The 17965-nt window shown below is 71.7% G+C and carries 18 protein-coding genes and 2 tRNA genes; 14 read left to right on the top strand and 6 right to left on the bottom strand.

Annotated elements, in window-relative coordinates; translation table 11 throughout:
- Nucleotide 1: 1 nt before the first annotated feature.
- Nucleotides 2-520 carry a DsbA family protein gene (locus tag ACWCPM_RS05275; protein ID WP_450974781.1) on the bottom strand — a complete coding sequence of 173 codons (519 nt, stop codon included), beginning with the start codon at nt 518-520 and terminating at the stop codon, nt 2-4.
- Between the two features lie 434 nt (nt 521-954).
- On the opposite strand from ACWCPM_RS05275, the gene ACWCPM_RS05270 reads away from it, so the two are divergent.
- Both ACWCPM_RS05270 and ACWCPM_RS05265 read left to right on the top strand, forming a co-directional pair.
- Complete coding sequence (locus tag ACWCPM_RS05270; RefSeq protein WP_450974780.1) at nt 955-1407, top strand: hypothetical protein; 453 nt, start codon at nt 955-957, stop codon at nt 1405-1407.
- 161 nt (nt 1408-1568) lie between these two features.
- Complete coding sequence (locus ACWCPM_RS05265) at nt 1569-1721, top strand: hypothetical protein (protein ID WP_450974779.1); 153 nt, start codon at nt 1569-1571, stop codon at nt 1719-1721.
- Nucleotides 1722-1813: 92 nt separating this feature from the next.
- On the opposite strand, the gene ACWCPM_RS05260 is transcribed toward ACWCPM_RS05265, so the two are convergent.
- Nucleotides 1814-2374: a CGNR zinc finger domain-containing protein gene (locus ACWCPM_RS05260; protein ID WP_450974778.1), complete on the bottom strand. Its 561-nt coding sequence runs from the start codon at nt 2372-2374 to the stop codon at nt 1814-1816.
- Between the two features lie 410 nt (nt 2375-2784).
- Nucleotides 2785-3198: an SsgA family sporulation/cell division regulator gene (locus tag ACWCPM_RS05255; RefSeq protein ID WP_004002642.1), complete on the bottom strand. Its 414-nt coding sequence runs from the start codon at nt 3196-3198 to the stop codon at nt 2785-2787.
- Between the two features lie 191 nt (nt 3199-3389).
- On the opposite strand from ACWCPM_RS05255, the gene ACWCPM_RS05250 reads away from it, so the two are divergent.
- From ACWCPM_RS05250 to ACWCPM_RS05235, 4 genes are all read left to right on the top strand, one after another.
- Nucleotides 3390-3842 carry a TIGR02611 family protein gene (locus ACWCPM_RS05250; RefSeq protein ID WP_450974777.1) on the top strand — a complete coding sequence of 151 codons (453 nt, stop codon included), beginning with the start codon at nt 3390-3392 and terminating at the stop codon, nt 3840-3842.
- Between the two features lie 78 nt (nt 3843-3920).
- A tRNA-Val gene (locus ACWCPM_RS05245) sits at nt 3921-3992 on the top strand.
- Nucleotides 3993-4109: 117 nt separating this feature from the next.
- Nucleotides 4110-4568 (top strand): SRPBCC family protein, encoded by a 459-nt coding sequence (locus tag ACWCPM_RS05240; protein ID WP_450974776.1) that lies wholly within the window; start codon nt 4110-4112, stop codon nt 4566-4568.
- A 39-nt stretch (nt 4569-4607) separates the two neighbouring features.
- Nucleotides 4608-4679 (top strand) — tRNA-Val (locus ACWCPM_RS05235).
- A gap of 56 nt (nt 4680-4735) precedes the next feature.
- Here the strand turns inward: ACWCPM_RS05235 and ACWCPM_RS05230 are convergent.
- Nucleotides 4736-5461 carry an exonuclease domain-containing protein gene (locus tag ACWCPM_RS05230; protein WP_450974775.1) on the bottom strand — a complete coding sequence of 242 codons (726 nt, stop codon included), beginning with the start codon at nt 5459-5461 and terminating at the stop codon, nt 4736-4738.
- Between the two features lie 188 nt (nt 5462-5649).
- On the opposite strand from ACWCPM_RS05230, the gene ACWCPM_RS05225 reads away from it, so the two are divergent.
- The 4 genes from ACWCPM_RS05225 to ACWCPM_RS05210 all read left to right on the top strand — a co-directional run bounded on the left by ACWCPM_RS05225 (nt 5650) and on the right by ACWCPM_RS05210 (nt 10193).
- Nucleotides 5650-6216: a DUF4365 domain-containing protein gene (locus ACWCPM_RS05225; RefSeq protein WP_450974774.1), complete on the top strand. Its 567-nt coding sequence runs from the start codon at nt 5650-5652 to the stop codon at nt 6214-6216.
- Complete coding sequence (locus ACWCPM_RS05220) at nt 6213-7424, top strand: hypothetical protein (RefSeq protein WP_450974773.1); 1212 nt, start codon at nt 6213-6215, stop codon at nt 7422-7424. The genes ACWCPM_RS05225 and ACWCPM_RS05220 overlap by 4 nt, the downstream gene beginning before the upstream one ends.
- A 90-nt stretch (nt 7425-7514) precedes the next feature.
- Nucleotides 7515-9491: a threonine--tRNA ligase gene (thrS, locus tag ACWCPM_RS05215; RefSeq protein WP_450974772.1), complete on the top strand. Its 1977-nt coding sequence runs from the start codon at nt 7515-7517 to the stop codon at nt 9489-9491.
- A 141-nt stretch (nt 9492-9632) separates the two neighbouring features.
- Nucleotides 9633-10193 carry an HIT family protein gene (locus tag ACWCPM_RS05210; protein ID WP_450974771.1) on the top strand — a complete coding sequence of 187 codons (561 nt, stop codon included), beginning with the start codon at nt 9633-9635 and terminating at the stop codon, nt 10191-10193.
- 20 nt (nt 10194-10213) lie between these two features.
- Here the strand turns inward: ACWCPM_RS05210 and ACWCPM_RS05205 are convergent, their stop codons facing one another.
- Nucleotides 10214-11875 carry a hypothetical protein gene (locus ACWCPM_RS05205; RefSeq protein WP_450974770.1) on the bottom strand — a complete coding sequence of 554 codons (1662 nt, stop codon included), beginning with the start codon at nt 11873-11875 and terminating at the stop codon, nt 10214-10216.
- A gap of 172 nt (nt 11876-12047) precedes the next feature.
- The gene (locus ACWCPM_RS05200) at nt 12048-14246 is read right to left on the bottom strand and encodes an elongation factor G-like protein EF-G2 (protein WP_450974769.1); all 2199 of its coding nucleotides are present in this window, start codon (nt 14244-14246) and stop codon (nt 12048-12050) included.
- A 227-nt stretch (nt 14247-14473) separates the two neighbouring features.
- On the opposite strand from ACWCPM_RS05200, the gene pgsA reads away from it, so the two are divergent.
- The 4 genes from pgsA to ACWCPM_RS05180 are packed head-to-tail and all read left to right on the top strand — an operon-like array spanning nt 14474 to nt 17892.
- Nucleotides 14474-15214 carry a phosphatidylinositol phosphate synthase gene (pgsA, locus tag ACWCPM_RS05195; RefSeq protein ID WP_450974768.1) on the top strand — a complete coding sequence of 247 codons (741 nt, stop codon included), beginning with the start codon at nt 14474-14476 and terminating at the stop codon, nt 15212-15214.
- Nucleotides 15211-16149 carry a phosphatidylinositol mannoside acyltransferase gene (locus tag ACWCPM_RS05190; RefSeq protein ID WP_450974767.1) on the top strand — a complete coding sequence of 313 codons (939 nt, stop codon included), beginning with the start codon at nt 15211-15213 and terminating at the stop codon, nt 16147-16149. The genes pgsA and ACWCPM_RS05190 overlap by 4 nt, the downstream gene beginning before the upstream one ends.
- Nucleotides 16146-17309 (top strand): glycosyltransferase family 4 protein, encoded by a 1164-nt coding sequence (locus ACWCPM_RS05185; protein ID WP_450974766.1) that lies wholly within the window; start codon nt 16146-16148, stop codon nt 17307-17309. Before ACWCPM_RS05190 ends, ACWCPM_RS05185 begins: the two co-directional genes overlap by 4 nt.
- A gap of 40 nt (nt 17310-17349) precedes the next feature.
- Nucleotides 17350-17892 (top strand): hypothetical protein, encoded by a 543-nt coding sequence (locus ACWCPM_RS05180; RefSeq protein WP_450974765.1) that lies wholly within the window; start codon nt 17350-17352, stop codon nt 17890-17892.
- Nucleotides 17893-17965 lie beyond the last annotated feature (73 nt).

Genomic DNA, 17965 nt, shown 5'->3' with positions numbered 1-17965 from the left:
GTCAGTCCTGGCCGGCGAGCAGCCGGTCCGCGATCTCCTCGATCCGCTCGCGCAGTCCCTCCTGGCTCTTGCCGCCGTCCAGCCGCAGGCCGTCGATGACGTACGTGGGGGTGCCGGTCACGCCGATCGCCTTGCCCTCGGCCTGGTCGGCGTCCACGATCAGGATGTGCCGTCCGTCGATCAGCGCCGTGTCGAACTCCTCGGCGTCCAGGCCGAGTTCCCGGGCCACCTCGACCAGGAGGGGCTCCCCCTCACGGGCCAGTTCGTCGACCCGTGACAGCACCGCCTCCACATAGGGCCACCCCTGCCCCTGTTCCAGGGCCTCCTCGGCGGCCTGCGCGCCGGCGAAGGCGTGCTTGTGCTTCTCCAGCGGAAAGTGCCGCAGCCGCAGTTCGAGCCGGTCGCCGTAACGAGCGCGCAGGGCGCGGAGGTCGTCCAGCGCGCTGCGGCAGTCCGGGCACTGGAGTTCGCACCAGACGTCGAGGACGGGTGCGGGGCGGTCGGGCGAGGAGTCGTTCATGAGGCCAGTCTCCCAGCCCGGGAGCGACGGTCCCAATCGGCTCCGGCGCTCCCGGACGCGCGGCCGACCCGGAGCGGGCGGGTTCCGGCCCGCGCCGCCCCGGCGCCCGGCGATCGTGCTGTTCGGTACCTGCGTGCGCGCGGGCGCCGCCCACCATAAGAAGGGCGGGACAGCTACCGTCCGCGAGCGCGGGTCAGGGGCCATCCGCCCACTGAGGCCCGGCGGTCGAGCCCTCGTCGCGGCCGGCCCGCGGGGGCCTCGGGGTCGGCCGCAGCGCCGTCCCGCCCGCGGTCGTACGTCCCACCCGCACGCGCGCAGGAGCCGACCCGGAGATGTCCCTGATCTCCGGGCGGAGCATGGCCCGGCGGGGTGCGCCGGGTGCACGATGGAGGAGGCGAAGCGCTCCGCCCGCCCGAGGCAGCCTGGAGGACCGGATGATCGCCGAGACCGTGTGTTCCGCCGTCGCCGCGGCCGGGCTGGGTATCTCGGCGGTGTCGGCCTTCCGCAGGCGTTTCCTCACGGCCACCCGTGTCGCCGCCTATGCGCTGGTCCCGCTGGGGCTGGTCATGACCGGTCTCGTGCAGTGGGCCGCGGACACCGCCTTCAGCCCTGTGGCCTGGGCGGGCTTCGGTGTGCTCGGCGGTGCCTGGCTGCTCCTGCTGTCCGTGCGGGCGGTGGAGCGGCGCCGCGGCCGCAAGGGGCGCGCCGTCGCCGGGGAGCCCCGGCGCGACCCGGTGGCCCCGCGGGCGTCGTCGCCCTCCCTGGGCCCGGCGGCCCGTCCGGCTGCCACGAAGAGCAAGAGCACCGAACCGCAGGCCGCGCCCCGTGCGGACGCCGCGGACGACTTCAGCGACATCGAGGCCATCCTCAAGAAGCACGGCATCTGAATCCGGCCATGACCGTCTGGAACGACCCCACGCTGCGGATGATCGGAAGCTGTCCGGCTCGCACCACAGACGTGCAGGTCATCACGGATTTCGGCGAACTCCCGCATCTTCGTGCGTCTTGATCGCGTTCTGGCCGCCGCCTGCGTCATCATCAGCGCGAGATGCTGGACACGACACAGAGCGATGCCGCGCCGCAGAAGGACGAGCCGCGCGGGTGCCTCTTCGCCCTATCCCAGCCACCGCTGATGATCTTCCTTGCGGTGATCGGGTGTCTGCTGCTCATGGCTGCGTTGCACGATCTGTTCCTGCTGTGAGCCGTACGCGCGGTGCCCGGCGCCACCCGCCGGGCACCGCGTCGGCATCGGCCTTCCACCGGTCGGCCCGGCGGCCGTGCACCGGCCGGGCGTCAGCCCGTCGCCTCCCGGCGGCGCGCCCGGTAGGCGGCCACATGCAGACGGTTGCCGCAGGTGCGGCTGTCGCAGTAGCGCCGCGAGCGGTTGCGGGAGAGGTCGACGAAGGCGCGGCGGCAGTCCGGCGCCTCGCACCGCCGCAGCCGCTCCTGCTCTCCCGCGACCACGAAGAAGGCCAGCGCCATCCCGCAGTCGGCGGCCAGATGGTCGGCGACGGAGGCGCCGGGCGCGAAGTAGTGCACATGCCAGTCGTAGCCGTCGTGGTCCGTGAGACGCGGTGTGGTGCCGGCGGCGGCGATCAACTCGTTGATCATCCCGGCCGCGGTACGGGCGTCCGCGGTCGCGAAGATCCCGGCGAACCGGCCGCGGATCCTGCGCACCGCCGAGAGGTCGAACTCCGAGAGCGTCCCGACATCGCTGATCGCGTGGTTCCGCACGAAGTGCTTGAGGGTCGCGACGTCCGGCAGCCCGTCCGGTGTCGAGTCGTCCTCCGGTGCGGTGTTGACCAGATCGACCACGGTGTCGAGGGCGCACCGGGTGTCGTGGGTGATCAGCACGTTACGCTCCCTGGCCTGATGGTCGGGCGGGCGCCCGCCGATGGTGGCCGATGGTAGTGGCTCCGGGCCACCGCTCCACCGCCTCCGGCGAGACTCACGGCCCGTGCCTGCCCTGGGAACGCGCCGGGACGCCCTGCGGTTCCCCCGAGGGCCCGGCGGCGCCGGAGGCGTGCTCGCCTCCACGCGGACCGGCGCCGCCCCCGCTGGAACGCGCGGTGGCGGCGCCGGTGTGTGCCGTATGCGGTTGTCCTGGCGCGTGCGGGCCTGCCCGGAGGATCCTGCCGGAGACAAGCCCTGGCACGCTTCACGGTGGCCGATCAGCGCCGTCGGCTTGCTCCGACCTGATCCGCCGGACAGGCCCGAGCCGTCTCCCCGAGTGGACGGCCGGGCGGCTTGGTGCTGGTCTCGCCCTAGCTTTCCGCCAGGATGTGCGAGAGCTCCTGGTCCAGATCGAAGTGCCGGTGCTCCGTGCCGGGCGGCACGGCGGCGTCTGTTCGCTTCAGGAACGATTCGAGAGCCCGTGCCGGGGCCTCGAGCAGTGCTTCCCCCTCGGGGGAGCTGAGGGCGATGCACACGACGCCCTGACCGTGACTGCGCGACGGCCAGACACGGACGTCGCCGGTACCTGTGGGTCGGTGAAGCCCTTCGGCGAGGAGGTCGCGGGCGAACACCCACTCGACGGTCTCCTCGGCTCCGGTGTGGAAGGTGGCGTGCACGGCGTAGGGGTCGGCCGTGTCGTACCGCAGGCCTGCGGGGACAGGCAGGGAGGACTCGCTCGACACAACGAGGCGCAGGTGCAGCTCGCAGCTGACCGTGGTGTTCATAAGCGCCAGGGCCTTTCGCTCAGTGTGCGCTCGGGGATTCGCACGTCGGCGAAATCGACATGCCACCTACGGTGCCGTTGTAAACCCCTCTGAGGGTTTTGCGTGTGTTTACGTAACTCTTCCGGCCGAGAACGACTTCGTCCGATACGCCCATTTCGGTGACCGGAAACGTTCGGGTAGGGTTTGGCCGTATGAATACGGGGAGTAGCAAGCCTGGCGAGGTCGCCATGGCGAGGGACGAGTCGGGGACGCGCGCGGCGCAGGGCGAGCGCGCCCTCGGGTCGCGTGCGCCCGAATTCATCAAGGCGCGGCGCCTGCTGCACGTGAGCTGGCAGGCGGGCGTCTTCCTCGTGGGGCTTGCGGTCGTGGTGACCGGCATCGTGCTGCTGCCGCTGCCGGGCCCGGGCTGGGTGATCATCTTCGGCGGCATGGCGATCTGGGCGACCGAGTTCGTCTGGGCCCAGCTGGTGCTGCGCTGGACGAAACGCAAGGTCACCGAGGCGGCACAGCGTGCACTCGACCCGAAGGTGCGCCGGCGCAACATCATCCTGACGTCGATCGGCTGTGTGATCGTCGCCGCGATCGGCGCGTTCTACGTCTGGAAGTTCGGCTTCATGATGCCGTGGAAGATCAAGGACCAGTGATCCGCGTGGCGGGGTGCGGGGGCGGTCCGGCGTGGTCATCCGCACCCTCTGACATGGGGTAATGTTCTCCCTGCGCCCGGGCGATTAGCTCAGTGGGAGAGCGCTTCGTTCACACCGAAGAGGTCACTGGTTCGAACCCAGTATCGCCCACCCGGAACACGGCCCGTCTGCGGAAGCGGACGGGCCGTTGTCGTTCCGCGCCGGCGTCGTCACCGTGGGTGTCGGCGCGTACCGGCCACCCGGAGCCCCGTCGGGCAGACTCGGCACATGGACTGGACGCACTACCGCTTCCGCAGTCTGTGGCACCTGCCCGCTCCGCCCGCCGTCGTGTACGGCGTGCTGGAGCGGCCCGAGGAGTACCCGCGGTGGTGGCCTCAGGTGCGCGAGGCCGAGCGGACCGACGACGCCACCGGTGTGATCCGGATCCGGTCGCTCCTCCCGTACGACATGACCTTCACCGCGCGCGAGGTGCGCCGGGACCCCGGGGCCGGGGTGCTGGAGATCGCCATGTCCGGTGACGTCGAGGGCTGGGCGCGCTGGACGGTGACACCCGCCGGGGCGGGCTGCCTCGCCCGCTACGACCAGGTGGTGCATGTGAACACACCTCTGCTGCGACGGTTGGCCGTGCCGGGGCGGCCGGTGTTCCGCGTCAACCACTGGCTGATGATGCGGGCCGGACGGCGCGGTCTGCGCGCGTACCTGGGCCGCGATTCCCCAGCGGTTTGAAGGAAGCGCGGGGGCACCTGTATTGTTCAGTCCGTTCCCGGGCGATTAGCTCAGTGGGAGAGCGCTTCGTTCACACCGAAGAGGTCACTGGTTCGAACCCAGTATCGCCCACCGGGAGAGGGCCGGTCCGCCCAGGCGGACCGGCCTTTCGCATGTCGGACGGCCGGTCAGGCTGCCGCCGCGAGCCCTGGCCGCAGGGGCCACGCCGGGTCCACCGCCTCCTCGTTGCCGCTGCGCGCGAACCACGCCTGCAGGCCCCGCGCCTGAGCCGCGTGCCATATCGCCTGCAAGGTGTGCAGCTCGGCGGGCGACAGGCGCTCCAGCCGGGACGCGAAGCGGCGCCCGACGGCCCGTACGACCTCCAGCGACGCGGTCGCGTCCGCCGCCGCGTCGTGCGCGCCGTCCAGCGGGACGCCGTAGTGCTCGCACAGGTCGGTGAGCGTGCGGCGGCCCTTGCGGTAGCGGTCCAGATGCTTGTCCAGGACCCGCGGGTCGAGCACCAGCAGGGGGACCGTCTCGAACCAGCGCCCCAGCGACGAAGCGCGATGCCGGCGCAGCTCGCGATCCAGGAGCGTCAGGTCGAACGGCGCGTTCATCACCACCAACGGCCGTCCGGTGCTCGCCTGTTCGGCGAGCTCGGTGGCTATCTCGTGCATCACCGGCGCCGGCCAGCGGCCGTTGCGCGCCAGATGATCCTCCGTCAGCCCGTGCACCGCCGTCGCCCCGGCGGGCACCGGCACGCCCGGGTTCACCAGCCAGTGGTGCACCCGGGGGCGCGTGCCAGGGGCGTCCTGGACGACGAGGGCGGCCGACACGATCCGGTCGGTCTCGACGTCCACGCCTGTTGTCTCCGTGTCGAATGCCGCCAGGGGGCCCTCGTACCAGCACGTCATACCTACACAACTCCTCGTTCACCCACGGCAGCTGACGCACCGTCTTCTGCCCGTTTGGTGATACCCGGGCTGTTTGCGCCGTACGCCGGGGGGAGACAACAGAAGTACGGGTCCGCGCAGTTCAGCGGCATGTTCCGCGGGCACGGCCCGGCGCGGGGAAATTCACTTTGCTTGGAAGGCTGCCGGCCATGGCGATAGCGCAGCCCGAGCGAGGCGGGCTGCTGCCCGAACGCACGGGCACCCATCGCGGTTCACTCGCCACCACCGCCTGCATGGAGACACTGCAGGTGGGCTATCTGCACGCCGTCGCGGCCGCCGCCGGATGCTCCCTCTCCCAGCCCTTTCCGGACAACGGCATCGACTGGCACGTCAGTCACAGCGCGCCCGGGCACACGATCGACGACGAGGTCACCATCAAGGTGCAGCTCAAGGCCACGTACCAGATCGCGCCCAAGCCGCCCGGCCGCTTCTTCTCCTTCACGCTCGACAACGACCACCTGGCGAAACTCGCCCGCACCCCGGTCTCGGTGCACAAGATCCTCGTCGTGATGCTCGTCCCGCGCTCGCAGGACGACTGGCTGCGCGCCAGCCACGACCGGCTCGACCTGAGGCACTGCTGCTACTGGGTCAACCTCGCCGGCCACCCCGTCACCGGCCGGTACCGGACCAACGTCCGCGTACCGACCTCGCGGATCTTCGACGACCGGGTGCTGTGCGAGATCATGACGCGGGTCGGGACGGGAGGCAGGCCATGACGCACCGCCCGCTCGACGAGCCCCTGAGGGCCGTACGACCCCACCCCGAGCCCTGGGACCAGCCGCCGGAGGCCGGCCAGGTCGACCCCGCCGTGCTCGGCGCGCTGCTGCGCCGGCACGGCTGGCAGCGCCGCGGCGGCGCCGCCGGACGCTACGGCCGCTGGACACCGCCGGGGCCCGGCTCGGCCGGCACCAGCCTGCTCGTCCCCGAGAGCCGGGCCTTCCCCGACAGCGACGACCTGCTCGCCGAGGCGCTTCTCGCGCTCTCCCGCAGCGCCCTGCCGTCCGCGCGCGAGGTGCTCGTCGGGCTGAGCGTGCCGAGCGACGAGATCCGCTGGTGGCGCGATGTGCCGGGCGGACCCGCGGGTGCGGCGTCCTGGACCGTGGAGGAGCAGTTGCGCTCCGCCGCCCGCCAGACGCTGCTCGCCGGTGCGCTCGCCACCCGCGCGCGTGCGGGCTACTACGGCGCGCGGCACAAGCGCTCCGCGGCCGTGATGCTGGAGAGCGTGCTGGTCGGCGCCGCGACCGGCGGGCGCGGCCTGACCGCGTTCGTCCCCGTCGACCCGGCCCGCCCGCTCGCGGTCCGCCTCCACCAGGCGCTCTACGCCGTCCGCGAGGCCATCGACTACCAGCGCGCCACCGGAGGCATGGACGCCTTCGACGGCGCCGTGGAAGCCGGCGTGAGCCGGGAGCTGACCGAGGCCCTCGTGGCCCTGGTGCGAGGCACGGAAGGCGCCCGTGTCGCCGTCGAGTGGGCGCCCGGCGCCGGTCCCCCCGAGGGCGGGGCCGGACGCGGCGAGGCCGTCGAGTTCTCACCGGGCGATCTGCCCGTGCTGCGTGAGGCCGGAGCCCGCTATCTGCGCGAGGAGCCGTCCATGCCGGTCCGGATCACCGGCGAGGTGGTCCGGATGCGCAGGTCGGAGCGGCGCGGCGAGGGAACCGTACGGCTGCGGGTGCTGGCCGGGGCCGAGATACCGCATGTGCGGCTGACACTGGACGAGGAGGACTACCGCATCGCCGGGCAGGCCCACCTCGTCGGGCTGCCGGTGCGGGTGCACGGCCGCCTGGAGAGCCGCGGCGGCTTCCGCCGGCTGACCGGCGCCTCCGGGGTGGTGCCGGTGCAGGTGGACGAGGTGGAGCGGGACCAGCTGCTGAAGTCGCTGCAGGAGAACCTCGACTTCTTCGAGGAGGCCTGCGGCGGGGATTGATTTCGCCTGGGGTGGTCCGGGGTCGGTACGATCCCTTAATGCGTGCGCTCTCGGTACGGCGCCGCACCCACCTTCAGTCAGGAGAGACCGGTGTCAGACGTCCGTGTGATCATCCAACGCGATTCCGAGCGGGAAGAGCGCACGGTGACGACGGGCACCACGGCCGCCGACCTCTTCGCCGGCGAGCGCTCGATCATCGCCGCGCGCGTGGGCGGCGAGCTCAGGGACCTCGCGTACGCGCTCGCCGACGGGGACGAGGTCGAGGGCGTCGAGATCTCCTCCGCGGACGGCCTGGACATCCTGCGTCACTCGACCGCGCACGTCATGGCGCAGGCCGTGCAGGAGCTGTTCCCCGAGGCCAAGCTGGGCATCGGCCCGCCGGTCAAGGACGGCTTCTACTACGACTTCGACGTCGAGAAGCCCTTCCACCCCGATGACCTCAAGGCCATCGAGAAGAAGATGCAGGAGATCCAGAAGCGGGGGCAGAGGTTCTCCCGCCGGGTCGTCACCGACGAGGCCGCCCGCGAGGAGCTGGCCGACGAGCCGTACAAGCTGGAGCTGATCGGCCTCAAGGGCTCCGCCTCGCACGACGACGGCGCGGACGTCGAGGTCGGCGCCGGTGAGCTGACGATCTACGACAACCTGGACGCCAAGACCGGCGAGCTGTGCTGGAAGGACCTCTGCCGGGGTCCGCACCTGCCCTCCACCCGCCTGATCCCGGCGTTCAAGCTGATGCGCAACGCGGCCGCCTACTGGCGCGGCAGCGAGAAGAACCCGATGCTCCAGCGCATCTACGGCACCGCCTGGCCGTCCAAGGACGAGCTGAAGGCGCACCTGGACTTCCTCGCCGAGGCCGAGAAGCGCGACCACCGCAAACTCGGCAGCGAGCTGGACCTGTTCTCCATCCCGGAGCAGATCGGCTCCGGGCTCGCCGTCTTCCACCCCAAGGGCGGGGTGATCCGCCGGGTGATGGAGGACTACTCGCGGCGCCGCCACGAGGAGGAGGGCTACGAGTTCGTCTACACCCCGCACGCGACGAAGGGGAAGCTCTTCGAGACCTCGGGCCACCTGGACTGGTACGCCGACGGCATGTACCCGCCCATGCAGCTCGACGAAGGTGTGGACTACTACCTCAAGCCCATGAACTGCCCGATGCACAACCTGGTTTTCGACGCGCGCGGCCGGTCCTACCGTGAACTGCCGCTGCGGCTGTTCGAGTTCGGCACCGTGTATCGCTACGAGAAGTCCGGCGTCGTGCACGGCCTCACCCGCGCGCGGGGCTTCACTCAGGACGACGCGCACATCTACTGCACCCGTGAGCAGATGTCCGAGGAGCTGGACAAGACGCTCACCTTCGTCCTCGGCCTGCTGCGCGACTACGGCCTGACCGACTTCTATCTGGAGCTGTCCACCAAGGACCCGGAGAAGTTCGTCGGCTCGGACGAGGCGTGGGAGGAGGCGACCGAGACGCTGCGCCAGGTCGCCGAGAAGCAGGGACTGCCGCTGGTGCCGGACCCGGGCGGCGCCGCCTTCTACGGGCCGAAGATCTCCGTGCAGACCAAGGACGCCATCGGGCGCACCTGGCAGATGTCGACCATCCAGCTCGACTTCAACCTGCCCGAGCGGTTCGATCTGGAGTACACCGGCGCCGACGGCACCAAGCAGCGTCCGGTCATGATCCACCGCGCGCTGTTCGGCTCGATCGAGCGGTTCTTCGCGGTGCTCCTGGAGCACTACGCGGGCGCGTTCCCGGCGTGGCTCGCGCCCGTCCAGGCGGTCGGCATCCCGATCGGCGACGCGCACATCGATTACCTGGAGAAGTTCGCCGCGACGGCGAAGAGGCGGGGGCTGCGGGTCGAGGTGGACTCGTCGTCCGACCGCATGCAGAAGAAGATCAGGAACGCCCAGAAGCAGAAGGTGCCCTTCATGGTCATCGCGGGCGACGAGGACATGGCGAACGGCGCCGTCTCCTTCCGCTACCGCGACGGCTCCCAGGAGAACGGCATCCCCGTGGACGAGGCCATCGCCAAGATCGCGAAGGTCGTCGAGGAGCGCACGCAGGTCTGACGCATCCGGCGTACCGCGAGGACCCCCGGGAGGCCGACCGGCCTTCCGGGGTCTTTCGTTCGGCGGGGTTCCGTCGGCCCCCGTCCGGCCCCGGCGGGTTTCGACGAGCCCCGACGACACGCCGCGAATGGGCGAAGCCATATGCTGCCTTGCATGACGAGTGAGCCGGAGCAGCAGATCGGAGTGGGGACGCAGGACGCGTTCCAGCGCCTGTGGACGCCCCATCGGATGGCGTACATCCAGGGTGAGAACAAGCCCACCGGTCCGGGGGCCGACGACGGCTGCCCGTTCTGCTCGATCCCGGCGAAATCCGACGAGGACGGACTGGTCGTCCGTCGCGGGGCGCAGGTGTACGCGGTGCTGAACCTGTACCCGTACAACGGCGGCCACCTCATGGTCGTGCCCTACCGTCACGTCGCCGACTACACGGACCTCACCGAGCCCGAGACGGCCGAGCTCGCCGGGCTGACCAAGCAGGCGATGACGGCGCTGCGCACGGCGTCGGGCGCGCAGGGCTTCAACATCGGCATGAACCAGGGCGGGGTCGCCGGCGCGGGCATCGCCGCGCATCTGCACCAGCACATCGTGCCGCGCTGGGGCGGGGACACGAACTTCATGCCCGTGGTGGGGCACACGCGAGTGCTGCCGCAGCTGCTGGCCGACACGCGGAAGATGCTGGCGGAGGCCTGGCCGGCGGCCTGAGGCCGCCGGCCGGGAGTCGCTTACGCGTCGTACAGGTCCGCCTTCCGCGGCGACGGGTCCTGCACCGCCGTGCTGAGGAACGCCGAGCGGTTGCCGAACTTCTCGGTGTCCACGCCGTTCTCCTGCAGCACCCGGATCGCGGCCGAGTGGACCACGCGGAGCACGGGCGTGGCGGCGCGCAGCGCGTCGTCGGCCATGAACCGGTGCCGCCAGGGCTTCGCGGCCCACGCGTGCCGCAGACCGAACGGCTCGGGCAGGGTGATCGAGCCGCCGAGCCAGTTCAGCAGCGGCGGGTACCAGGTCAGCGGCGCCCGGGCGGCCACCCGTACCACCTCGTCGGTGTCGACCAGGGGGAGCTTCACCGTCCGTGTCTCCCAGCGCTTCACGGACTTCTGCACCGACTTCTCCTTCGCCGCCGGCTTGGAGGTGAAGAGCGGGTGCACGGGGCCCAGGGCGTGGCCGGTCACCTCGATGCGCAGCGTCTCGAACAGCACCGTCACGGTGATCAGCATGGTGATCACCAGCTGCCCGTCCCAGAGCGTCCACTGCACGCCCAGGTAGTGCCGGTCGCCGCTGCCGAACTGCTGCTTGTTGCAGATGTCCTGTATGGCGTGCGACTTGACCTGGTACGCCTCCACGTCCGTGCCCTCCGGACGGGACACCGCCGTCGCGTTCTCGCCGATCGGCGTGACGACCCAGTGCCGTATCGACGGCTTGGGGAAGCCGCCCGTGTTCAGCGGGCCGCGCTCCAGCATGCGCAGCTGGTCGTGGATGGCCCGCACCACGTCCCAGCTGCGGAACGGGTGGATCTCCCGGTCGGGATCGGCGGGGGAGAGGTCCTCCGCGAGCTGCCAGCTGCCCCAGCGGGTGCCCATGCCGAGTATGCCCTTGGGGCCGGCGTAGAAGACCGAGTTGGACTGCTGCTCGGCCCCGAGCCGGGCGAGGGACTGGCGCAGCTGCTCGGCGGCGGTCTCGCCGGGGTTGCTCGGCACCGCCTCGGGCACCTTCGCGCCGACGCTGCCGCCCGACAGCAGGCTGTCCCAGCGCTCCCGCAGGTCCTTCGCGGTGCGCTCGCAGATCTGCTTGGCCCAGAACCAGCCGATCACCGGCATCACCACCGCCGCGCGCGCGTACCAGGCCCAGAAACCCGTGAACGGCATCTGGATCAGGAAGATCACGGCCAGCGCGCCGACCGCGACGAGCAGCGTCGTCGCGAGCGTGGAGGCCCGCTTGTCCTCGCGCCGGGCGATCGTGGTGCGGATCGTGAACACCATCAGCCAGACCAGCAGCCCCGGCAGGAAGAGCAGACCGCACAGGACCATGACGATCGCGAGCAGGTTGTCGCGCTCCCTGCGGATGCGGTTCGCGGCGAGACAGTGCTCGACGACGACCTGCGGCTCCGCGCCGAAGGACTGGATCAGCGGCGCCCGGCCGGAGCCCAGCATGCGGTCCACCACCGCCCGGGAGAACGCCTCGCCGAGGTTGGGCCGGAAGATCTTCGCCCACGGCTGGCCGGGCTTCACCTTCGACTCGTGCCACTCGTTGTTGGCCTTGAGCATCTCCTCGATCTCGTTGTCCCGGTACGCCGCCGAGGCCAGGGCGTACGTCGCCGTCTGCCCCTCGTCGCCGGTGCGCGGCACCTGTGGTCCGAAGATGTCCGCGTAACCGCTGTCAACGGTCATTCCCGCCCCCCGATCGCCGCCGTCGTCGCTCCTGCGGCCTTCCCGACTTCCCTGCTCCGCACACCTGTTGATCAGGTCGTCAAAGCCTAGCCGCAGGCACCGACATACGTCGGCGGACGGCCGAAGCCGCCCGCCGAACCGGACACGGGCCGCGTGCTCGGGCCTCCCGTCGCTAAGAGGCGTCCTGCTCCATCTTCCGCAGCCGCTCGGCGACTTGAGGGGGCATCGGCTCGTGGCGTGCGTACCGCCGGCTGAAGCGCGCGGTCCCGTGCGACAGGGAACGCAGATCGACGGCGTACCGCCCGATCTCGATCTCCGGTACCTCGGCCCGCACGAGGGTCCGTCCGCCCGGGGTCTGCTCGGTGCCCAGCACCCGGCCGCGCCGCCCCGACAGGTCGCTCATCAGGGCGCCCACGTAGTCGTCGCCGACCAGCACGCTCACCTCCGCCACCGGCTCCAGCAGATGGATCCGCGCGTCGGCCGCGGCCTCCCGCAGCGCGAGGGCGCCCGCCGTCTGGAACGCGGCGTCCGAGGAGTCCACGGAGTGCGCCTTGCCGTCGAGCAGGGTGATCCGCACGTCCACGAGCGAGTGCCCCGCGGCGATGCCCTTGGCGGCCTGCGCGCGGACGCCCTTCTCGACCGACGGGATGAACTGCCGGGGCACGGCCCCGCCGACCACCTTGTCGACGAACTCGATCCCCGAGCCGCCGGGCAGCGGTTCCACCTCTATCTCACAGATGGCGTACTGCCCGTGGCCGCCGGACTGCTTCACATGACGGCCGCGCCCGCCGGCCTTGGTCGCGAACGTCTCCCGCAGGGGGACCCGGTGCGGTACGACGTCCACCTGGACGCCGTACCGGCTGCGCAGCCGTTCCAGCGCGACGTCCGCGTGTGCCTCGCCCAGGCACCACATGACCACCTGATGGGTGTCCTGGTTCTGCTCCAGGCGCATCGTCGGGTCCTCGGCGACCAGCCGGGCCAGGCCCTGGGAGAGTCTGTCCTCGTCCGGTTTGCTGTGCGCCTGGATGGCGAGCGGCAGCAGCGGATCGGGCATGTCCCAGGGCTCCATCAGGAGCGGATCGTCCTTGGCGGAGAGGGTGTCGCCGGTCTCCGCGCGGTTCAGCTTCGCCACGCACGCGAGGTCGCCCGCGACGCAGTGCGGGACGGGGCGCTGCTGTTTGCCGAACGGCATGGACAGGGCGCCGACGCGTTCGTCGACGTCATGGTCCTCGTGGCCCCGGTCGGTCAGTCCGTGCCCGGACACGTGCACGGTCACGTCCGGACGCAGCGTCCCGGAGAAGACCCGCACGAGCGAGACGCGGCCGACGTACGGGTCCGACGAGGTCCGCACGACCTCCGCGACCAGCGGCCCGTCCGGATCGCAGAGCGTCACCTCGCGCGGCCTGCCGTCGATCGTGGTGACCCGGGGCTGGTCGTGCTCCAGCGGGGTCGGGAACCCCCCGGTGACCAGCTCCAGCAGTTCGACCGTGCCGAGGCCCTGCCGGGCGCCGTCCTCGGGGGGACCGGCGGCCAGGACGGGGAAGAACGTCCCGCGCGCGACGGCCCGCTCCAGGTCCTGCACGAGCGTCTCGACGTCGATGCGCTCGCCGCCGAGGTAGCGGTCCATGAGGGTCTCGTCCTCGCTCTCGGCGATGATGCCCTCGATGAGGCGGTTGCGGGCCTCCTCGATCAGCGGCAGCTGTTCCTCGCCCGGCTCGGACTCCTTGCGCTCACCCGTCGAGTAGTCGAACAGCTTCTGCGACAGCAGCCCGGTCAGCCCGGTCACGGGCGCGTGCCCGTCCGGCGCCTGAGGACCGTGCAGCGGCAGGTACAGCGGCAGCACCGCGTCGGGGTCGTCGGCGCCGAAGGCCTGCGCGCAGATCCGCGTCATCTCCCCGAAGTCGGCGCGGGCGGCCTCCAGGTGTGTGACGACGATGGCGCGCGGCATGCCGACGGCCGCGCACTCCTCCCACACCACGCGGGTCGAGCCGTCCACCCCGTCCGCGGCCGAGACGACGAAGAGGGCCGCGTCCGCCGCGCGCAGACCGGCCCGCAGTTCCCCGACGAAGTCGGCGTATCCGGGGGTGTCGAGGAGGTTGACCTTGATGCCGTCCCACTCGACGGGCACCAGGGAGAGCTGCACCGAGCGCTGCTGCCGGTGCTCGATCTCGTCGTAGTCGGAGACGGTGCCGCCGTCCTCCACACGGCCCGCCCGGTTCACCGCTCCCGCCGCAAGCGCGAGAGCCTCCACCAGAGTCGTCTTCCCGGCCCCGCAGTGGCCGACCAGCACCACATTCCGTACGGACGTGGGCCGGTCGGCCGCCACTGCTCTGCCGGCGGCTCCGGGGTGTGCGTGGGTCTTGTCGCCCATGATCCTGCCTCCCGTGCACGGTGAGGTCCCTGTGGGCGCGGACACGCGGGATCCGCGTGCTGGGCGGCTCCTGCGACGCCCGCGATCCTTCGAGCTTTGCACTCCCGTCACGGTGCGTCCATACAAAGGACGCGAAGGCGCCGACCGCCTGCGGTTGCGGGCCGTCAGCCCGGCGGCCCGACGAGGCGAGGGTGCCGAGCGGTCGCCCGCCCGCGCGCGTGGCTACGATGGGCCCGCCGACGGTCAGCAGGGCCGCGCGGCGCAAGCGACCCTCCGGGAAGGCCATGCTGAACAAGTACGCGCGTGCATTCTTCACGCGTGTCCTCACACCGTTCGCCGCGTTTCTCATCCGCCGGGGCGTGAGCCCCGACACGGTCACGCTGATCGGCACGGCGGGCGTGATGGCGGGCGCGCTGGCCTTCTACCCCCGGGGCGAGTTCTTCTGGGGCACGGTCGTCATCACGCTGTTCGTCTTCTCCGACCTCGTCGACGGGAACATGGCCCGCCAGCTGGGCCGCTCCAGCCGCTGGGGCGCGTTCCTGGACTCCACCCTGGACCGGGTCGCCGACGGCGCCATCTTCGGTGGCTTCGCGCTCTGGTACGCCGGTGGCGGCGACGACCTCGTGCTGTGCGCCGTCTCGATCTTCTGCCTGGCCAGCGGCCAGGTGGTGTCGTACACCAAGGCGCGCGGGGAGTCGATCGGCCTGCCGGTCGCGGTGAACGGGCTGGTCGAACGCGCCGAGCGCCTGGTGATCTCTCTCGTGGCGGCCGGGCTCGCGGGCCTGCACGCGTTCGGCGTCCCGGGGGTCCAGGTGCTGCTGCCGATCGCCCTGTGGCTCGTCGCCGGCGGGAGCCTGATCACCCTGGTCCAGCGGGTCGTCACGGTCCGCCGCGAGTCCGCGGAGGCGGAGGAGGCGGAGCGGCGGAACACCGGCGATGCCTCCCACGGGAGGGAGGCGGCGAAATGAGTGCTCGGGACAGCCTGACGGACACCCTGTACGGCCTGGGCTGGAGCACGGTGAAGAAGCTGCCCGAGCCGGTGGCCGCGAGGCTCGGGAACACCGTGGCCGACCTGGCCTGGAAGCAGCGCGGCAAGGGCGTGCGGCGGCTGGAGGCCAACTACGCGCGCGTGGTGCCCGGGGCGTCCCCGGAGCGGCTCGCGGAACTCTCCCGCGCGGGAATGCGCTCGTACCTGCGCTACTGGATGGAGTCCTTCCGGCTCCCGGCCTGGAGCGCCGAGCGCGTCAAGGCCGGTTTCGAGGCCAAGGGCCTGCACCATCTGACCGACGGCCTGGCCGCGGGCAAGGGCGTCGTAGCGGCGCTGCCGCACCTGGCCAACTGGGACCTGGCCGGCGCCTGGCTCACCACCGCGATGGGCATTCCCTTCACCACCGTCGCCGAGCGGCTGAAGCCGGAGTCGCTGTACGACCGCTTCGTGGCCTACCGCGCGGGCCTCGGTATGGAGGTCCTGCCGCACGCCGGCGGCTCCGCCTTCGGCACCTTGGCCAGGCGGCTGCGTGACGGCGGTCTGGTCTGCCTGGTCGCCGACCGGGACCTGTCCGCCTCCGGGGTGGAGGTCGGCTTCTTCGGCGAGACCGCCAGGATGCCGGCCGGACCGGCGCTGCTCGCCCAGCAGACCGGAGCCCTGCTGATACCGGTGACGCTCTGGTACGACGACTCACCCGTCATGAAAGGCCGTCTGTTTCCCCCGATCGAAGTACCCGAGTCAGGCACCCGGGCGGAGAAGACGTCTGTCATGACGCAGGCCCTGGCGGACACCTTCGCGTCGGGGATCGCCGAGCATCCGGAGGACTGGCACATGTTGCAGCGGCTGTGGCTGGGGGACCTCGACCCCGCCAGGGGCGGTCCGGCGGCCCCGGAGGCCACGAAGGGGACCCCGTGAGGATCGGCATCGTCTGCCCGTACTCGTGGGACGTGCCGGGCGGCGTCCAGTTCCACATCCGGGATCTGGCCGAGTACTTCATCCGCCAGGGGCACGAGGTGTCCGTCCTCGCCCCCGCGGACGACGACACCCCGCTCCCGCCGTACGTCGTCTCCGCGGGCCGCGCGGTCCCGGTGCCGTACAACGGCTCGGTGGCCCGGCTGAACTTCGGCGTCCTGTCGGCCGCACGGGTGCGCCGCTGGCTGCACGACGGCTCCTTCGACGTGATCCACATCCATGAACCGGCGTCCCCGTCGCTGGGGCTGCTGGCCTGCTGGGCGGCGCAGGGCCCGATCGTCGCCACGTTCCACACCTCCAACCCCCGCTCGCGCGCGATGATCGCCGCGTACGCGATCCTGCAGGCGGCGCTGGAGAAGATCAGCGCCCGGATCGCGGTCAGCGAGTACGCCCGCCGCACGCTCGTCGAGCACCTCGGCGGGGACGCCGTGGTGATCCCCAACGGCGTCGACGTCGACTTCTTCGCCGAGGCCGAGCCCCGTCCCGAGTGGCAGGGCGACACCCTCGGCTTCGTCGGCCGGATCGACGAGCCCCGCAAGGGACTGCCGGTGCTGATGCGGGCGCTGCCCAAGATCCTCGAGGAGAGGCCGCAGACGCGGCTGCTCGTCGCGGGCCGCGGGGACGAGCGCCAGGCGGTGGAGTCGCTCCCGGCCGAGCTGCGCTCCCGGGTGGAGTTCCTCGGCATGGTCAGCGACGAGGACAAGGCCCGCTTCCTGCGCAGTGTCGACGTGTACGTGGCCCCCAACACCGGCGGCGAGAGCTTCGGGATCATCCTGGTCGAGGCGATGTCGGCGGGTGCCCCCGTGCTCGCCTCCGACCTGGACGCCTTCACCCAGGTCCTCGACCAGGGCGCGGCGGGCGAGCTGTTCGCCAACGAGGACGCGGACGCGCTGGCCCGGGCGGCGCTGCGGCTGCTGGACGACCCCGAGCGGCGCAAGGAACTGCGGGAGCGGGGCAGCGCGCACGTCCGCAGGTTCGACTGGTCCACGGTCGGCGCGGACATCCTGTCGGTCTACGAGACGGTCACGGACGGCACCACGGCGGTCGCCGCCGACGAGCGGTCCGCCGGACTGTGGGGCCGGTTCGGGCTGGCCCGCGACTGACCGATCACGCCCGGCCGGTCCCCCGGTAGCCTTGCCGCCCGTGACCGCAACCCTGATCTGGATCCTCGTCGCCCTCGTCGCCGTCGGTGTCTACCTGAGCTGGACGGCGGGCCGCCTGGACCGGCTGCACGCCCGGATCGACGCCACGCGGGCCGCCCTGGACGCACAGCTGCTGCGCCGCGCCTCGGTGGCCCAGGAGGTGGCCACGTCCGGGGTGCTGGACCCGGCGGCCTCGATCGTGCTGTACGAGGCGGCACACGCGGCCCGGCAGTCCGAGGAGGAGCAGCGGGAGGTCGCCGAGAGCGAGCTGAGCCAGTCCCTGCGGGCCGTGTTCGCCGATCCCCGGCAGATCGAGACGGTCCGCCGGGCGCCCGGGGGCGAGGCTGCCGCCCGTGAGCTGACGGAGGCGGTCCGCCGGGTGCCGATGGCCCGCCGCTTCCACAACGACGCCGTGGGCGCCGCCCGCAGGCTGCGACAGCACCGCAAGGTGCGCTGGTTCCGGCTGGCGGGGCACGCCCCGTTCCCCATGGCGTTCGAGATGGACGACGAGCCCCCGACGGCCCTGGCGGACCGCGCGGCCTAGCCAGCCGGTGCCGCGTCGGTCGAGGTCTGCCCGACACGCGGCGGACCTCGGCTGACGCGGCACCGGCCACGCA

This window comes from Streptomyces sp. NPDC002309, from assembly GCF_053593375.1.
This window is presented reverse-complemented; position numbering and strand designations above follow the sequence as displayed.

Coding starts and splice junctions, on each gene's coding strand:
- ACWCPM_RS05275 (WP_450974781.1), bottom strand. CDS start 520: ATGAACGACTCCTCGCCCGACCGCCCCGCACCCGTCCTCGACGTCTGG.
- ACWCPM_RS05270 (WP_450974780.1), top strand. CDS start 955: ATGATCGCCGAGACCGTGTGTTCCGCCGTCGCCGCGGCCGGGCTGGGT.
- ACWCPM_RS05265 (WP_450974779.1), top strand. CDS start 1,569: ATGCTGGACACGACACAGAGCGATGCCGCGCCGCAGAAGGACGAGCCG.
- ACWCPM_RS05255 (WP_004002642.1), bottom strand. CDS start 3,198: ATGAACACCACGGTCAGCTGCGAGCTGCACCTGCGCCTCGTTGTGTCG.
- ACWCPM_RS05250 (WP_450974777.1), top strand. CDS start 3,390: ATGAATACGGGGAGTAGCAAGCCTGGCGAGGTCGCCATGGCGAGGGAC.
- ACWCPM_RS05240 (WP_450974776.1), top strand. CDS start 4,110: ATGGACTGGACGCACTACCGCTTCCGCAGTCTGTGGCACCTGCCCGCT.
- ACWCPM_RS05230 (WP_450974775.1), bottom strand. CDS start 5,461: ATGACGTGCTGGTACGAGGGCCCCCTGGCGGCATTCGACACGGAGACA.
- ACWCPM_RS05225 (WP_450974774.1), top strand. CDS start 5,650: ATGGCGATAGCGCAGCCCGAGCGAGGCGGGCTGCTGCCCGAACGCACG.
- ACWCPM_RS05220 (WP_450974773.1), top strand. CDS start 6,213: ATGACGCACCGCCCGCTCGACGAGCCCCTGAGGGCCGTACGACCCCAC.
- ACWCPM_RS05210 (WP_450974771.1), top strand. CDS start 9,633: ATGCTGCCTTGCATGACGAGTGAGCCGGAGCAGCAGATCGGAGTGGGG.
- ACWCPM_RS05205 (WP_450974770.1), bottom strand. CDS start 11,875: ATGACCGTTGACAGCGGTTACGCGGACATCTTCGGACCACAGGTGCCG.
- ACWCPM_RS05200 (WP_450974769.1), bottom strand. CDS start 14,246: ATGGGCGACAAGACCCACGCACACCCCGGAGCCGCCGGCAGAGCAGTG.
- pgsA (WP_450974768.1), top strand. CDS start 14,474: ATGGGCCCGCCGACGGTCAGCAGGGCCGCGCGGCGCAAGCGACCCTCC.
- ACWCPM_RS05190 (WP_450974767.1), top strand. CDS start 15,211: ATGAGTGCTCGGGACAGCCTGACGGACACCCTGTACGGCCTGGGCTGG.